The following is a 15335-nucleotide window of genomic DNA, read 5'->3' on the forward strand; positions in this document are numbered from 1 at the left end:
ATGGCCGGCGGCCGCATAGATATCCTGCTGCACCCCGATACGCGGGACTTCGCCAACCGCATGCGGTCGGGGCTCTCACCTGCCCTCGGCATGGCGGCCGGCATCGGTGCGTCCCTCGGCCTGGCGATCGGCGGCGGCGCCGCAGCCGCGTTCGGCAAAGTCATCAGCATCGGCAACGACTTCACGACGTCGCTGAACACACTGAAGGCAGTAGCCGGCGCGACCGCAGATCAGATGGCCGCGGTATCGGCGAAGTCCAAGGAGTTGGGCAACGACATCACGCTGCCCGGCACCTCGGCCAACGACGCTGCCGCGGCCATGACTGAACTTGCTAAGGGTGGCTTCACTGTCCAGCAATCCATGGATGCTGCGAAGGGCTCGCTGCAGCTGGCTGCTGCCGCGCAGATCGACGCCGCCCAGGCCGCGACTATTCAATCCGCTGCGCTACAGGCATTCGGTCTGTCCGCGGGTGACGCAACCCGCGTGGCTGACGTACTCGCCAACACAGCGAACGCCTCAAGCGCTGAAATCACTGATGTCGCACAGGGCTTGCAGGCCGCTGGCGCTGTCGCGCACCAGTTCGGGCTGTCGGTCGAGGACACTGCTACCGCGTTGGGCATGTTCGCCAATTCCGGTATCAAAGGCAGCGACGCCGGAACCCTGCTGAAGTCCGCGCTGCTCGCGCTCACTGACCAGGGCAAGCCTGCACAGGAGGCGATCAAAGAACTCGGCCTCACCGTCTACGACGGACAAGGCAAGTTCGCTGGCCTGCGAAACATGTTCGTGCAGCTGCAGACTGCTTCGCAGCACATGACGCCGGAGATGTACCAGGCTGCGACCGCGACCCTGTTCGGTTCGGACGCAATGCGCTTGGCGGGCATCGCTGCAGAAAAGGGCGTAAGCGGCTACGACTCCATGTACGCGGCTATGTCGCGGCAGGGCTCCGCCGCTGATGTGGCGGCCGCCAAGATGCAAGGCCTGCCCGGCGCGATGGAGATGGCGCAGAACGCTGCCGAAGGCCTCGCCCTCGAGATCTATGACTTGGTGAAAGGCCCACTTGAGCAGTTCACGAAGAACGTCGCTGGCTTCATCACCGACGAAACGCCTCGCCTGGTCAGCGGTCTACACGAGGGCGCGGGTGCGATCATCGGCATCGGCCAGGCTGCGGCGCCGGTAGCGAAGGCATTCCTCGGATTGCCTACACCGATCCTGGCTGCGGTCGGTGCCTTGGTGCTGTTGCGCACCACCAGCATCGGTACCGCGGTGGCCACGGCTGCGACCGCTACGGCTGGCGCGCTGCGCAGCACCGCGACCGCGGCCATCGCTGTCGCGACCGCGACATCCGGTGTCGCCCGCGTCGCGGGTGTGGGGGCGGTCGGCCTCGGCCGATTCGGAAGCGCTGTGCAAACGCTCGGCACACATCTGCCGATTGTCGGCCGCATGCAGACCTCGTTCTTGAGCGCGGCGGCCGGCGCCTCGACGTTGGCCCGAACCCAGGGCACGCTGGCCGCGGCCGCGACCGGCCTGCGCGGTGGGCTCAGCAGCGTCGTGAGTTTCCTCGGCGGCCCTTGGGTCGTTGGTATCGCACTGGCGGCCGGTGCGCTGGTGAAGTTCTACACCGACGCCAAGGAATCTGAGCGGCGTGTGCAAGCAGTGCGTTCGGCGATGCGTGATCTGGCTGTCACGAAGTCCGACCTCACCAAGATTTTCGACACCAACGGCGGTGCGCTCGACAGCACCGCTGTATCGAACATGACCGAGCAGGTCCGCAATCTCTACGACGCGCGGAAGAAGGCTGCCGAGGATCGCCCGACCTTCAGCGATACATGGCTCGGCACGGTGCAAGGCAAGGACGGCGAGAACGAGAACCGCAAGAGCATCGCGAACCAATGGCAGGGCGCGACCGACGCCATCGACAAGCTGAACATATCTTTCGAGACCCTCGGCTCGGCGATGACCGATGACGCACAATTCGCGGCGATCGAAGCACGACTACGCGCGATGGGCAAGGCCGGCAACCTCGCAGCCGATGATCTGAAGTCGTTGCGCGAGAACATCCAGCGAGCGCAGCAGACAGCCGCGGCGACTACTCCCGGGTTCGCGACGCTGACCCAAGCGGTCAAGGTGCTCTCTGATCAGTCGGCCACGGCCGCCGATCGCGTCGACGCAATGAAGACCGCGCTCGACATCCTGTCAGGCAAGCCGGTCGACGCACAGGCAGCGCTGGCCAAGTACAACCAGACGGTTCGCGAGACTGCGGCCGCCTCTGCTGAAGTGTGGGACAAGACAGCAGGATTCGGCGATCAGCTCATCGGCAAGGGCGGCGCGGTCGATACCGCGACCGCCAATGGCGACAAGCTGTATCAGTCCTTGCTGAAGATCAAAGACGCGACCGTGACCGCGGCCGAGGCCGGCGTCCCACTCGGGCAGGTCTTCGCGCAGAACGACACTCAGTTCGCTGATCTCGCGCACGCCGCCGGGCTCACCACCGATCAGATTGCGCAGATGGCTGCCCAGCTCGGGTACCTGCCGCACGATATCGAGATCCTGGCCGACCTCAAGGGCGCCGACTCGGTTGAGCAGAAGCTCGTAGTCATTGACGGTTTGCTCCGCAATACCGGCGGGACCGTCGAGATTCCGCTCGATATGAAGGGCGATGCCGACCTCATCGCCAAGCTGCGCGAGGCGGGCGCCCAGGTCGACGAGATCAACGGCAAGCCGGGCGTCGTCAACATCACCGCGCCGGACTTGCAAGCCGTGCTCGACAAACTTGCTGGGCTGATCAACACCAATCTGCCGGACAAGACGCAGAAGGTTAAGGTCCAGTTCGACGAGTCGCAGCTCAACCTTCCTGCCCGGCAACCACTTAACCCGGGCAGCGGCGACAACAAGACCATCACCGGCGGCAACGTCGGTGGCCGGGCCGACGGCGGAATCGACGGCGCGCTCCCCGGTCAGGCAACGATCAAGTCGGCGCGCCCGAACCTGATCCAGTGGGCCGAACCGGAAACCGCAGGCGAGGCATTCATCCCGCTCGCCAGCTCCAAGAGGGAGCGCTCGACCAACATCCTCGGCACCGTCGCGGGCATGTTCGGATTCCAGCTCACCCCGATGGCCAACGGCGGTATCGCCGTACCTCACGCGCTGAGTTTCTTGCAGGGTGAGTCCGGCAAGCCGTATCAGTATGCGGGCGTGGGTAATCCGTCGTGGGACTGCTCCGCGTTCATCTCCGCGGCTTACGCGCTGCTGAAAGGACTGGACCCGTATACGCGCTGGTTCACCACCGAATCGAACTTCGCTTCGCTGGGCTTCCTCAACGGCACTGACCCGACCGGCAAGGGCCTCACGATTGCCGTGTTCAACGGTGGCGGGGGCCAGTACTCGCACATGGTCGGCGACCTCGCCGGTAACCCGCTCGAGTCCGGTAGCAACGGTGTGCGCGTCGGGGCCGGCGCAACCTCGGTGCTGGACAGCCAGTTTCAGAGCCGCTGGTACTTGCCGACCAGCGCGTTCTACGACGCCGGCACCAATAAGAACCGCACGGGCGGCAAGAACGGCAAGGCGCAAGAGACCTGGGACGCCAGCGACGAACTGGAATTGCGGTCCGCGAACATCGCTGTGACGCAGGCGATCGAGGCTCGAGACAAAGAGATCGCAGACCCGAACTCCAAACAGTCCGAGACGGATTCCGCGCAGGTTCGAGTCGAGCAAGCCCAGCTACGCGTGAAAGAGCTGGAGACCAAGCGTGATCAGGCGCAGAGCAGCAAGGATGTCCCGTCTGCGCCCGAGCTGACAGGCTCGATGACCTCCGACCAGATCAGCCTGGCCGATCTGCAAGACGCGCTCGACACGGCGGAAGCCGACCGCGACGACGTCTACAACGATGCCACGGCGACAGACACCGACCGCGCGGCCGCCGATCGCGCCGTCTACAAGGCGCGCAACGCCATCGTCGCCGAGCAGAAGAAACAGAGCGAGGCGACAAGCAGCTCGTCGACCGACAGCAGCAGTGTCGTCGGCCTGATTGGTGACGTCGCGAAGACCGCTGTCACGGGCCAGCTCTCAGACCTCCTCACCGTGATCGGCCTCAACGGAGACATCGGGGGAGCGGTCGGCGCGTCGATCACCGAGGGCAAGAAGTACTACGACAAGACGCAATCGACGGCAGCCGAAACGTCAGCACAGCAACAGTTCTCGAAGCCCTCGATCAGTCAGGGTGACGTCGACAAGCAGGGCCCGGTAACCCCGGGCACGCCGGGCTGGTTCGAGCAGCTGCTCAAGACGTTCACCGTTCCGACCGTGCTACGCGATCAGGGTGGACCCTTGCCGCACGGCGTCGCCGCGCTGAACCTGTCGGGGCAACAGGAGTGGGTGCTCACCGGCGACCAGGTCGCCCAGGCCCGAAGCCTCGCCGCCAACCAGGTCAGCGGCGGGGCGAGCAGCGTCGACAACTCCGTGACGATCCAGAACCTCAGCACCGGCATGAGCGCGGGTGAGTTCCAGCGGGAATGGAAGATGATGCAACTCGACCAGCAGCAGCGCGCGAAACGGCTGGTGTCACGGTGAATCCACCCGAGGACACCCTCGTCGAGATCGAGGGCTGCAACGGCAAATGGATCACGGTGTCCGGGCCCGGGCAGTGGGAGCAGGGCATCGCCCTGGCTGACGAGGATTCGGGTACCGACTTCGACGGCATGTTCGAGGCGCCGTTCACCGCGATATACAACGCAACCGCGTTCAGCATCGGCGCCGATTTCGGCGGATACCGAGAGGACAAGTACGACTTCATTCTTGCGTTCCACATCATCGGCACACCCGAGATGTCCTGGCGGGTCGCCGATTCGGAGTTCCGCAAGATGTTCTCGGTCAGGCGGGACAGCAAGATCTGGGTCGAGGTGGGCGGGTCGCGGCGCAGCCTCACCGTTCGGCTGGGTGCGAAACCGAAGATCAAAGCAATCAACGACCCGAACAGCGAGGGCTACGCGCTGGCATTGCTGCCGCTGGTCGGGCCGTACCCGCGGTGGGTGCAGAAGGATTTCGAGACCCGCTACATCACCACTACCGACACCACCGGCGGCGGCACCGAAACCGGATACGTCACCGCGTGGAACCCACTGCCCGAGGACTATCCGAGCTGGCCGCAATGGGATGTCCAGGGCAGCGCCGGCATCGTCTGGACGATCCCTGATTTCTCTTGGGGCAGCGATGAATTCGAACGAGCTACCGAGGATGCGCTCCGCAAGGTAGTCATGCCTCCGCTCATCGCTGGCGAACACCTGTGGATCGACACCGACAAGATGGCGCGCAATGGCCAGGTCAACAGCTCGCTCGACACCCAGGTCTATCTGCGGATGGCTGGCAGGAAATTCATGTACTCGCAGCCTGGGCGCCTGAAGAAGACACAGATACCCGTCACCGTCACCGGCGCGCCCATCGGCGCCGGGATCCGGCTGCGCTGCCCACTCCACTGGCCTAGACCCTGGGGGCTCGAATGACAGCAACCACAACAACAATCGACTTCGACGCAGTATTCGCGGACATCGCCGCACGGCTCAAGCGCGAAGACGATCGCCGCGTCGAGCGGCCAACCATTCGGCTATGGGATGGGGACTGGAACTACCGCGGCGAAGTCTGGCGCGAGAACTCCGCGAAATTCCAACTGCTCGAGAACGAAACAGGCACCGGGACAATCGAACTTCCGGCGACCTACTACCTGTCGCGATGGCTCACCGACCACAAGAACCGGCCGACCGACAACGTACATATCACCGTCGACCACCTTGGAACTCGCTGGTCCGGGATGCTCGACGAGGTCGAACTCGCCAAGGGCGACGACGGCCAGCGCGTCGTGCGCGCCACCTTCCGCCACGATTTCGAGCACCTCAAGAACATTATTGCGTACGCCAACCCCTTTGCCTGCCCCCCTGCCTTCGGGTAGGGGGGCAGGCAAAGGCCTGAATTCTTACCACCGGAATGCCAGTTCCCGCGCGTCTGGATCCTGTTCGGGCCCGCGATCTGGGCTCTCAAGCTCACCCTCTTCGTAAACCTGTTTCGCCTGCAGGCCGGCCTTCCCTGGGAGCTTCCGGCCGACCCGATGAATTCGGCCGGCTGGTCGGGGCTGGATCAGTCGAACTGGCAGCAGGTCGTCAAGCCCACCGCGATCGGCGAAGACACCAGCCAGAACGCGATCATTCACAGCCGCTTTACGTACATGTACGACGTGCAGAAGTCGGTTGCTGCCGACGCACAGATCACATGGTTGCCGCGCCGCTACCTCGAAGGCGACCCGCCCCCGTGGCCAGGCGCGAACCTGCGCCCCGGCACGCTCGTATGGGACCTCATCGACTCGTCGTCGTGGGACACCGAAACCAGTTTCGGCGGAGACGTTTTCAACGGTCTCACCCGGGCCCGCACGGTCATCAACAGCGACGGATTCAACTCCGGCGAGGAACCGATCGTCGACCCGACGTTCCCGCCCGAGTACAGCCAGCCCGGCTACCGCGGCACTGACCCGCGTGCGCCCGGCATCATCCTGCGTGACGGCGACCGCACCGGCATCAAAACGTCCAGCTTCAAATGGAAGCCGGCCACCGCCGTCGGATTCGTAGCCGGAGGCCACTCCGCTTACGGCGTGAACGAGGCCATATCCGCGGCGATCAACATGGCCGGTGACCTGGTCGCCGCAGCCTTGTTCGTACCGCCGGTGGGCGGCGCGATCGACGCAATCCTCAAGCCGCTCTACACCGACACGCTGTTCGCGTACATGAAGCACCACGACCGCGACCGCGCAGCGCGGGCGGGCTGGAGCCATCTGCACGAAACGGTATGTGACGGCGCAGACCGCGGCTATACCCTCTCGGCCCTGCTCGCACTCAGGGCGGGCTGGTGGAGGACCCGCGAGCAGACCACGCACCAGATCACCGTGGTCGACGGATACGAGGGTCTGCGGATCGGCCAGTACGGACACGGCAACGCCTACCTCGGTACTCGCATCGGCACCACGGTCAAGGACTGGGGAACCCCCGGCGTCATCTACGTCGACCGGATCACCGAGATCACGATCTCGTGGGACCGCCAGACCACGCCCATGTTTGCCCTCACTGTCGGCCACCGAGACGAGGAAGACCCCATCGTGAAAGGTCTGGAAATGATCCAAGAAGTCGCGGCACTCGCGCGAGAACTGGGGATGTTGTGAGTCGGATATGGCGGCTCGAGGACATCGACGCCGACGACCCTGAAGAGCGGTTTTTGCCTGTGCTGCAGTGCATCCCGATCGGTGGGGGGCAGCCGATGATTCTCGTCGAACCGATCGCTCGCGCGATCTCACGGCACCTCACCGAGGCCGGCTGCCCACCCATCGACCCGGCGGCAGCGACCAAGAAGTACGCCCGCCCATACCGCGGCGAACAGACCCCGCTGAACGGGTCGGCGCAATGGGTTTCCCTCGATACTCCCGAGGCCGATCCGATCGTCATCCAGGACCCTGCCGAGATGACCATGCGCGAGCGTGAGGCTCAAGTCGAACGGCTGCGGTTCCTGGGCTACCGAATCAACGAACCAGAACCGGCGCCGCCGCGCGCCACCGAGGTCGACGCCATCGACACCCCACCACGGTTCGACCCCGGTCCGCGCTCGGTCACCGAGGTTTGCGTCTACCTGCGCGGCCTCGACGGCGACCCGGTCGAACTCGCCCGCGTGATCTACGCCGAGCGCCATGGCAAGGCACGCAACGGAATCCTCAAGCGCTTCGCCGCACCGGACCATAGAAGGGATGGCCGCCATGGCTGAACATGTTTTGCCGCACCAGTATTCGCCTCAGGAAACTGGATATTGGTGCGGCCCGGCATCGACACAGATTGCCTTGACCTGCCGCGGTATTCAGGTGACCGAGGCCGAGCTCGCGGACGAGATCGGCACCGGCACAGACGGAACCGATTGGATCGGTCAGATCACCGCGGTTCTGGCGCACCGCACCGGACAGGCCTACGTCACGCGCGATATCCCGAACGACCCGCCGACACAGCCGCAGCGCGAACAGCTCTGGTCCGACGTCGTCGCGTCGATCGACGCCGGCGCCGCGCTGGTGGTGAACATCGTTGCCGTACCGGGCAACCGGCCACCCGGCTACCCGGCACAGACGATCTATCACTATGTCTGTGTCGTCGGCTACGACGACCACGCGCACACGGTCTACGTCGCCGACCCTGCCCGGTTCAGCGGGATCGAGCACTACTGGCTGAGTCTCGACCAGCTCGCCACGCTCATCGCACCGAAGGGCTACGCCGCGGCCCCGACCGCCGCGCCGCTGCCGCCACCAGCAGCGGTCACATTCGGAATCGACATCTCGAATCATCAGGACGGATTCGACCTGGGGCAGGCCTTCGCCGAAGGATTCGAGTACGTGATCGCCAAGGTCAGCGAGGGCGACGACTACCAGGATCCGACCTGGCCGGCCTTCCGCGACACCACCCTCGCCGCTGGTCGAATCATCGTGGGCTACCACTACGTTCGTGCCGACGCCGATATCGAGGGCCAGGCGGCCGGGTTTGTCGAGCACCTCGGCGACACGAGCATTCCCGCGATGCTGGACCACGAACAGAACTCCGGCGACCTCGACACGTTCCACGCGGTCCGTGCCGCGATCGAGGCGCGCGGCGTGCGCGTGGCCCTGTCGTACCTGCCGGGCTGGTACTGGGAGCAGATCGGCAGCCCGGACCTCACCGGCATTCCACCGCTGATGACGTCGAACTATGGGCCGCGCCGCGCGGGCTACGCCTCGGCGATATACCCCGGACACGAAGACATCGGCTGGCAGCCGTACGGCGGCGGACAACCGGCGATTTTCCAATTCAGCGACCGCGGCCGTGTCGCCGGCCGCGACATCGACGTCGACGCATTCCGCGGCACCCCCGACGAACTCCGCGACCTACTCACAGGAGATGACATGGCATTCACAGAAACCGATCGGCAGATGCTTCGCGAAGTGTGGGAACAGCTCCGCGGCCCGGGCGGCGAGGGCTGGCCGCAGCTCGGCCAGAACGCCGAGGGCAAGAGCCTGACCGTGGTCGACAAGCTCGCCGAGCTCGGCGCGGACACAGCCGAGATCCGCACCGCGGTCACGGAGAAGTGATGGCGCAACACGAACTTGCCACCGGCGAACCGAGCCAGGTACAGCATCCGTGGCGCGCCATGACGCGCACGATCTTTCAGCTCGTCGTCGGCCTGGCCGCCGCGCTGCCGATGATCGTCGCCTCGACCGGGCTGCCCACAACCACAGTGGGTATCGGTGCAGCGCTGGCGATCTCGGCCGTTGTTACCCGCATCATGGCCTTGCCCGCGGTCAATGCCGCGCTCGCCACGTGGGTGCCATGGTTAGCGGCCGAGCCGCGAGCAGGTGGCGACCTATGAGCCCAGAGCAAATCACCGCGGTGTGCGGTGGCCTGGTCGCGGTGCTCGGCGCGATCCTCGGGTATCTCTCGGCGCGCCAGGGCCGCCGGATGGCCGAGCTCGAGGCGCGTGTCGGACACCTCGAGGACGAGCTCGCGCAGTCGAAATCCTCGTTCCGCGAAGCGGTCCGGTTCATTCGCACGCTGCTATCACACATCGTGGATCTCGGTATCGCGCACCGGCTCGGCACCACCGAGCCAGCCGCCCCGCCAATTCCTGAGCGGCTGCGCGAGGAGGTCTGAGGAGTGACCACTCCCGGCATACCGGCGCCCGACGGCGCATTCGTGGTCGGTGGCACGTTCGGCTCGGACCTCAACACAGACACCACAAAACAGCAATTGGCGGCCGGCACGATCGCCGCATATACCCGCACACAGAACGCCGCGGGTACACAGATCCGCCAACCCATCGCGCAGGTGCAAGGCGTCGCGGGCCAAGCGGTCACGACCGCGCAGGCTGCGGCCAACGACGCCGCCAGTGCGAGCGAGAAAGCGGACATCGCTTACGACACAGCGAGTTACTGGTCTCTCGAGTTCATCGTCGCCAGCGCTGAGGTACTGCTCGGCGTCAACGAGCTGCTGCTCGGACCCGTGTTGAACGTGCCCGACAACCGGACCGCGCTGCTCACCGATATTCATATGGGTCTGCTCAACCAGCCTGGTGGCATGAGCGTGGAAACACGTAAGTGGAATCCGACCGGCACCAGCTACACCACCATCCACACGGGCACGCTGGATCCGAACGTCAACCGCAAGAACTTCAACGCCTTGACTGTTCCCGTGCTCGACAAAGAGCGGTTCTTTCCATACGTCACGGGCGTAGTCGGCACCGTCGCACCGGCCGTTCTGCAGGTCTGCGTTGCTGGCGTATTTATCTGAGAGGCAAAAGCATTGGACGCATTCGAGTGCATCGCCGAGGGCGGCACCTATCACTCAACGTTCGCAGTGCAGCCGAATCGTATCGCGCTGTGGTCGGCCGCATTCGGGCTCGACTCGTTGGCCGGTCTCTTCGACATGACCCCGGCCGAGATCGCGATCCCGAAGATCGACGCCGCGGTCGGCCGCTTCGAGACCGACCCGGAAACGCTGCGTCCGCTGGTCGCCAGCGACGATCCGATCGGCCTGTTCGGCAACAGGAAAGTGCTGCTCAAACTGCGCGGATTCCTGGCCACGAACGGCGGCACAATCTCTGGCATCGTCGACCAGGATGAGGGCAACGGCGCGTGAGTTTTCTTCTGCGCCGCTGTGTCCCGTGGGCGCGCGCAGGTTGGCGAGACCTCGACGCTCTGCACAGCAGGGCTGATGAGGACCCGATTCGGGCACCGTGGAAGCGGGTCAACTCCGCCCGTACGGTGTGGCTGGAATCGAACGTGCTCAAGATCAAGGATGCGTTCGAAACTCCGCTGCAGCTCGGCGGAGTGAGCTACGAGCAGCAGCCATTCACCACCAACTGGGGCACCGAGATGGAGCTCAACATCGACGGTGCTGTCCTCGTCCAGGAACAATTTTTCGGCGCGGCGATCACCAACGGCTGGAACAGCGTTGGCTTCAGCGACCTTGCGCATGTGCCGCTGTTCGTCATTCACCGTTCAGTCGGATCGACAACCAACGAGCTACGCGTCGAAACCTATGACGACATCAACAACTACAGCGTGCAGTTGGAGATCGGTCCGGTCGACGGACTCATGAACCGCACGTGGTGCTGGCTACGCTTCCACGTAGAGCGAGACCGGTTGGTGCGCATGTACATCAACGATGTGCTGCTCTTGGAGTACTGGCTACCCACCGTGAACAAGGCCGGCCCGAACAAGAGGGCTCTACAGTTCCTCAACCAGACGACGGCCGAGGCGTGGATCAGGAACTTCTCAGTGTTCGACCGAGGCAGCGACTTCCCTACGGTCGCGCCCTGGTCCTCGCTGTTCTATGACGATTTCAACCGGTCGGGCGCGGTCGGCAACGGGTGGACACAATTCGGTACGAACGCCGCCCTCGTCAATAACTCGTGGTCGACCACCGGCACGACCGACGGCAGCCGCGGGTTGCTGCGCGACACCGGCGTGACGACAGGAGTGCAGCGGATCGAGGCGGTTGTCGGCGGCAACCTACCGCCGAACGCATCGGCAGACTGCAGCCTGATCCTGCGTGCGAACTCCGCTGGCAGCGAGGGCCTTGCCGCGAACTTCTATGCGAACACGATCTTTCTCTCACGGCTTTCTGGCAGCCTGACGAGTCCCACGTTCAACGACTTCGTGCGTACTGACGATGTCGCGATCCCGAACGGCGCGCTGCTCGCATTCTGCTGTTCCGATCAGGCCGCGTGGGTGGAGGTCAACGGACAAGTCGTGCTCATGGCAGACGTGATCAGCCGAGTGACCACCGCGAACTCATGGGCGGGCCTGCGGGTGGAGCGCTCGAGCGGCGCTAACAGCGCGTCATGGAACGACGCGCGGATACTCACCCGCCCGTGACCTCCACCCGAATTCCCCTCGGCAGCAATGAAAGGAGTAGCCATGGCCACCATCGGCGACAAGCTTGCAATGGACACGTTGGTACTCACCACCGGGCGTGACTTCGAATGGTCCTTCCAGAACGTCGATATCAACGACCAGCCGGTCGACTTCCCCACGGGCTCACTGTTCTTCGCGCTCAACACGGTGCCAACGAAAACCCTGTGGACGTTCACGATCAGCGGCGCGGTGGCGGACCTGAAAATCGAGTCGGTCCCCGCGGACGCCATCGACGACGGAACTACTTGGCAACTGGTGTTCCTCCCGCAGGGAGAGACCTCCGGCGGTAGGCCGCTGGCCCTCGGCCGGATTGTGAGACAAGGCGAATGAGACTGCGCGGCTACCCATCGAACGGCACACCCGCGCTGTCCTACCTCGGCACGCCGTCCGGATCCATCATCGGCAGCACACCGCGGCCGGTCGCCAAGATTCTCTCGCTGGCCGGACCGCCCGGACCCACCGGGCCGAAGGGCAACACCGGAGACATCGGGCCGCAAGGGATCCCGGGCCCGCAGGGTACGAAGGGCGACACCGGGACTACCGGTAACACCGGCCTGACCGGGCCCATCGGCGAGGGATTGCACGTCGACGGACAAGTCGCTACGTACGCCGAGCTCCCCAGCTCGCCATCCTCCGGCGCGGTATGGATGGCCGCGGGCAAGATCTACCGATGGTCGGGCGCATGGCCCGCCGAGTCCGCCGGCGCACCGTTCCAAGGGCCCACCGGTCCGACCGGATTACAGGGCGTGCCCGGGATACAGGGCGAGCTGGGCCCGCGCGGAGTGCCAGGCGTGGGCGTCGGTATCCCGGTCACGGATTACGGAGCGGTGGGCGACGGCGTCGCCGACGACACAGCGGCCGTCGCGGCGGCCGCCACCGCAGCAGCGGGCAAGGTGCTGCACTTCCCGCCCGGTATCTATCGAGTCACGTCGCTGCCCGCGCTGCCGAGCGGCGCCCGGGTCACCGGCGCTGGCTACGGATCCGAGATCGTCTACGCCGGTACCGGCACGCTGCTCACGCTGACCGGCCGCCAGGACATCACGATCGAGAGTCTCTCGATCCACATCACGGGCGCCGGCGCGACCGCGCTCGACTTGTCCGGCTGCTTCCAGATCTCGCTGTCCGGCATCAGGATCCGAGGCGATCACACCGCGGCGACGGGCACGACCTATCACGGGCAGCGCGGAATTGTCCTGCGCGACAACACCGGCAACACCCGAATTCATGGCACCGTGCTGGCCAACCTGGGCACCGCGCTGGAGACGTCCTGTATTCAGAACGAGCTGACGCTCTGCAAGATCGTCAGCTGCCGCACGGGCGTGCGAGGCGTAGGCGGTACCGCGAACGCCGGCCTCGTTGTCGTCGCAACGGAGTTCATCGGCGAGACCAACCCGGCGACCGTCGGCGCGCATGTCGATATCACGGGCTCGGCGAACACCTGGGTATTCGAGAGTTGTTGGTTTGAAGGCAGTGACTACAGCGTGATCGTTGGCGCGTTCGGCGCCGGCGGGCCGAGCTCGTTCACGATGATCGGCTGCAAGATCGCCGCCCGTGTGGTCGGCCTGCAGATCAACGCGTGTCGACAGCCGAGCTTGATCGCGTGTGAGTTCAATGCCGACGCCGGCGGGACCATGAGCGAAATCGTTTTCGGCGGAACGCCACCCGGCGATCAGGCGATTGAGGGCCTGGCCCTGAACTTGGTGACCACCCTGCGCGGCGACTTCTCGGGTAGTGATTTCCCGCAGTACTGGATTGTGGCGCTCAGGGGGAAACTGCGGGTACCCAATCTCAAGAGCACATCGGACGCCGATGTCGATGGCACCACTGCCACCGGAAATCTGAAGGTCCGCAACGGTGCCAGCGCGGGGAAGGTTCTCACCAGCGACGCTGACGGCAACGCCACTTGGCAGGCCGCGGCCCTGGCGGCCGCGGCGATCACGGACTCGACGGCTGTCGGTCGCTCGGTTCTCACCGCAGCGACGGCGGCGGCCGCGCGCAGCGCGATCGGTGTCGGGACGGTCAACGCTGCAGCGATCACGGACTCGACGGCTGTCGGTCGGTCCGTGCTGACCGCCGCCGACGCCGCGACTGCGCGCAGTGCGATCGGTGCTGTCACGTTGGCCGAAGCGCAGAACGGGATTCAGCCGAGCGTGACCCGCACCCTGTCGTACAGCAATGGGGGATTGGGCGGCTTGGCCGTCACCGTGTCGACGGCAGCCGCATCGTTCCGGTTCATCGTGAAATTGCCTGTCGCCTCGACACGTTGGCGGATCCGCTTGCGGAACTACGACACGTTCAACATGGCCACGAAGACCGTGCTCACCGGCAAGAAGATCCTGCACGGCGATCACGCGCGGTCGGTCTCGACCACCACGCCGGAGACCGGCAACTTTGTCGGCAACGCTGCAACCACGATCGTCGGCAGCGACTTCACCATCCCGGCAGATGGATCCTGGTATACGGGCCCATGGATAGCTGCGGCCGGCGACCAGTTCGACGCCGGCGTCGAACACCTCGTCGCGGTCGCCTGGACCGCAGCAAGCTCGATCACGATGCAGACCAGCATGGGCCGCGCCTGGTACTGGTCGAACTCGACATCGGGTGTCGACCCCACGATCGCCGGATCCGCCGCCGCCACTCCGCAGCAGTTCATCCCGATCGACTGGGTCATCGAATACGAATCGACGTCCAGTCGGACAGCGTGGCTGTGCATCGGGGATTCGATCATGGAAGGACTCACCGGAGACAAAGGCGCAACCGCAGCCGCGGCATCGCTGTACCGCGCTGCCTACCCGCGGCAGTGGGAACAGACCGCGCCCGTGCTGGTGCAGAGTCACGCGCTCGCGACCATCCCCGCATCGACCTGGGCGAATACCTCACACGCGTTGTGGACTCGACAGGACACCAGCCAGGGGAGTTTCGCCGGCGCGATTGTCGGCCTGGGCAGCAACGACATCGCCAACAGTCGCACCCAGGCACAGCTGCAAGCGGACCTGCTGACAATCATCGCCAACGCGCAATCCATCGTCGGCGCCGGTAAACCGGTCTTTGTCGTGAACATCATGCCGCGCAACTGGCAGGGCGTGACCGCGCCTATGGAGACGATTCGCCTGGCCATCAACAACTGGCTGTCGACCCTCCCCGGCGGGATAGTTGGCGTAATCGACTCCGACATCCCCATGCGGACGGTGACGTCCTACGCAGTCGATGCCGCGCTCGTGTGCTCGGACAACACTCACCCGTCCACACAGGGTGTGGGCGTGCTCGCGCGCACCATCCGCGCGTACGTATCCGCGTGACCGGCGCGCCGCGGCGAATGTTCGAACAGCTCAACTGACCACGAAAAAGCGCCCCGGCCTTCATTGCCGGGGCACTTTTTCGT

The 15335-nt window shown here is 65.0% G+C and carries 11 protein-coding genes and 1 pseudogene; all 12 read left to right on the forward strand.

Annotated features, from left to right (window positions below; translation table 11 throughout):
• Nucleotides 1-4566, forward strand: coding sequence for a phage tail tape measure protein (locus JWN03_RS06000; RefSeq protein ID WP_297610876.1), 4566 nt, complete (start codon nt 1-3; stop codon nt 4564-4566).
• A complete protein-coding gene (locus JWN03_RS06005; RefSeq protein ID WP_297610878.1) occupies nt 4563-5495 on the forward strand; it encodes a phage tail protein in 933 nt (310 codons plus the stop codon). The genes JWN03_RS06000 and JWN03_RS06005 overlap by 4 nt, the downstream gene beginning before the upstream one ends.
• A pseudogene (locus JWN03_RS45755) lies at nt 5492-7195 on the forward strand (Gp37-like protein). Before JWN03_RS06005 ends, JWN03_RS45755 begins: the two are co-directional and overlap by 4 nt.
• Nucleotides 7192-7788 carry a phage gene 29 protein family protein gene (locus JWN03_RS06020; RefSeq protein WP_297610884.1) on the forward strand — a complete coding sequence of 199 codons (597 nt, stop codon included), beginning with the start codon at nt 7192-7194 and terminating at the stop codon, nt 7786-7788. The pseudogene JWN03_RS45755 and the gene JWN03_RS06020 overlap by 4 nt, the downstream one beginning before the upstream one ends.
• Nucleotides 7781-9130: a C39 family peptidase gene (locus JWN03_RS06025; protein ID WP_297610886.1), complete on the forward strand. Its 1350-nt coding sequence runs from the start codon at nt 7781-7783 to the stop codon at nt 9128-9130. The genes JWN03_RS06020 and JWN03_RS06025 overlap by 8 nt, the downstream gene beginning before the upstream one ends.
• On the forward strand, nt 9130-9408 hold the full coding sequence (locus JWN03_RS06030) for a hypothetical protein (RefSeq protein WP_297610889.1): 279 nt from the start codon (nt 9130-9132) through the stop codon (nt 9406-9408). The genes JWN03_RS06025 and JWN03_RS06030 overlap by 1 nt, the downstream gene beginning before the upstream one ends.
• Nucleotides 9405-9689 (forward strand): hypothetical protein, encoded by a 285-nt coding sequence (locus tag JWN03_RS06035; protein WP_297610892.1) that lies wholly within the window; start codon nt 9405-9407, stop codon nt 9687-9689. Before JWN03_RS06030 ends, JWN03_RS06035 begins: the two co-directional genes overlap by 4 nt.
• A gap of 3 nt (nt 9690-9692) precedes the next feature.
• Nucleotides 9693-10325: a hypothetical protein gene (locus JWN03_RS06040; RefSeq protein ID WP_297610894.1), complete on the forward strand. Its 633-nt coding sequence runs from the start codon at nt 9693-9695 to the stop codon at nt 10323-10325.
• Nucleotides 10326-10337: 12 nt separating this feature from the next.
• Nucleotides 10338-10673 (forward strand): hypothetical protein, encoded by a 336-nt coding sequence (locus JWN03_RS06045; RefSeq protein WP_297610895.1) that lies wholly within the window; start codon nt 10338-10340, stop codon nt 10671-10673.
• Nucleotides 10670-11914, forward strand: coding sequence for a hypothetical protein (locus tag JWN03_RS06050; protein ID WP_297610897.1), 1245 nt, complete (start codon nt 10670-10672; stop codon nt 11912-11914). The genes JWN03_RS06045 and JWN03_RS06050 overlap by 4 nt, the downstream gene beginning before the upstream one ends.
• A 42-nt stretch (nt 11915-11956) precedes the next feature.
• Nucleotides 11957-12283 (forward strand): LtfC-like domain-containing protein, encoded by a 327-nt coding sequence (locus JWN03_RS06055; RefSeq protein ID WP_297610900.1) that lies wholly within the window; start codon nt 11957-11959, stop codon nt 12281-12283.
• A complete protein-coding gene (locus tag JWN03_RS06060; RefSeq protein WP_297610903.1) occupies nt 12280-15252 on the forward strand; it encodes a GDSL-type esterase/lipase family protein in 2973 nt (990 codons plus the stop codon). The genes JWN03_RS06055 and JWN03_RS06060 overlap by 4 nt, the downstream gene beginning before the upstream one ends.
• Nucleotides 15253-15335: the final 83 nt, after the last annotated feature.

Source organism: Nocardia sp. (assembly GCF_025465275.1).
GTDB lineage: Bacteria > Actinomycetota > Actinomycetes > Mycobacteriales > Mycobacteriaceae > Nocardia.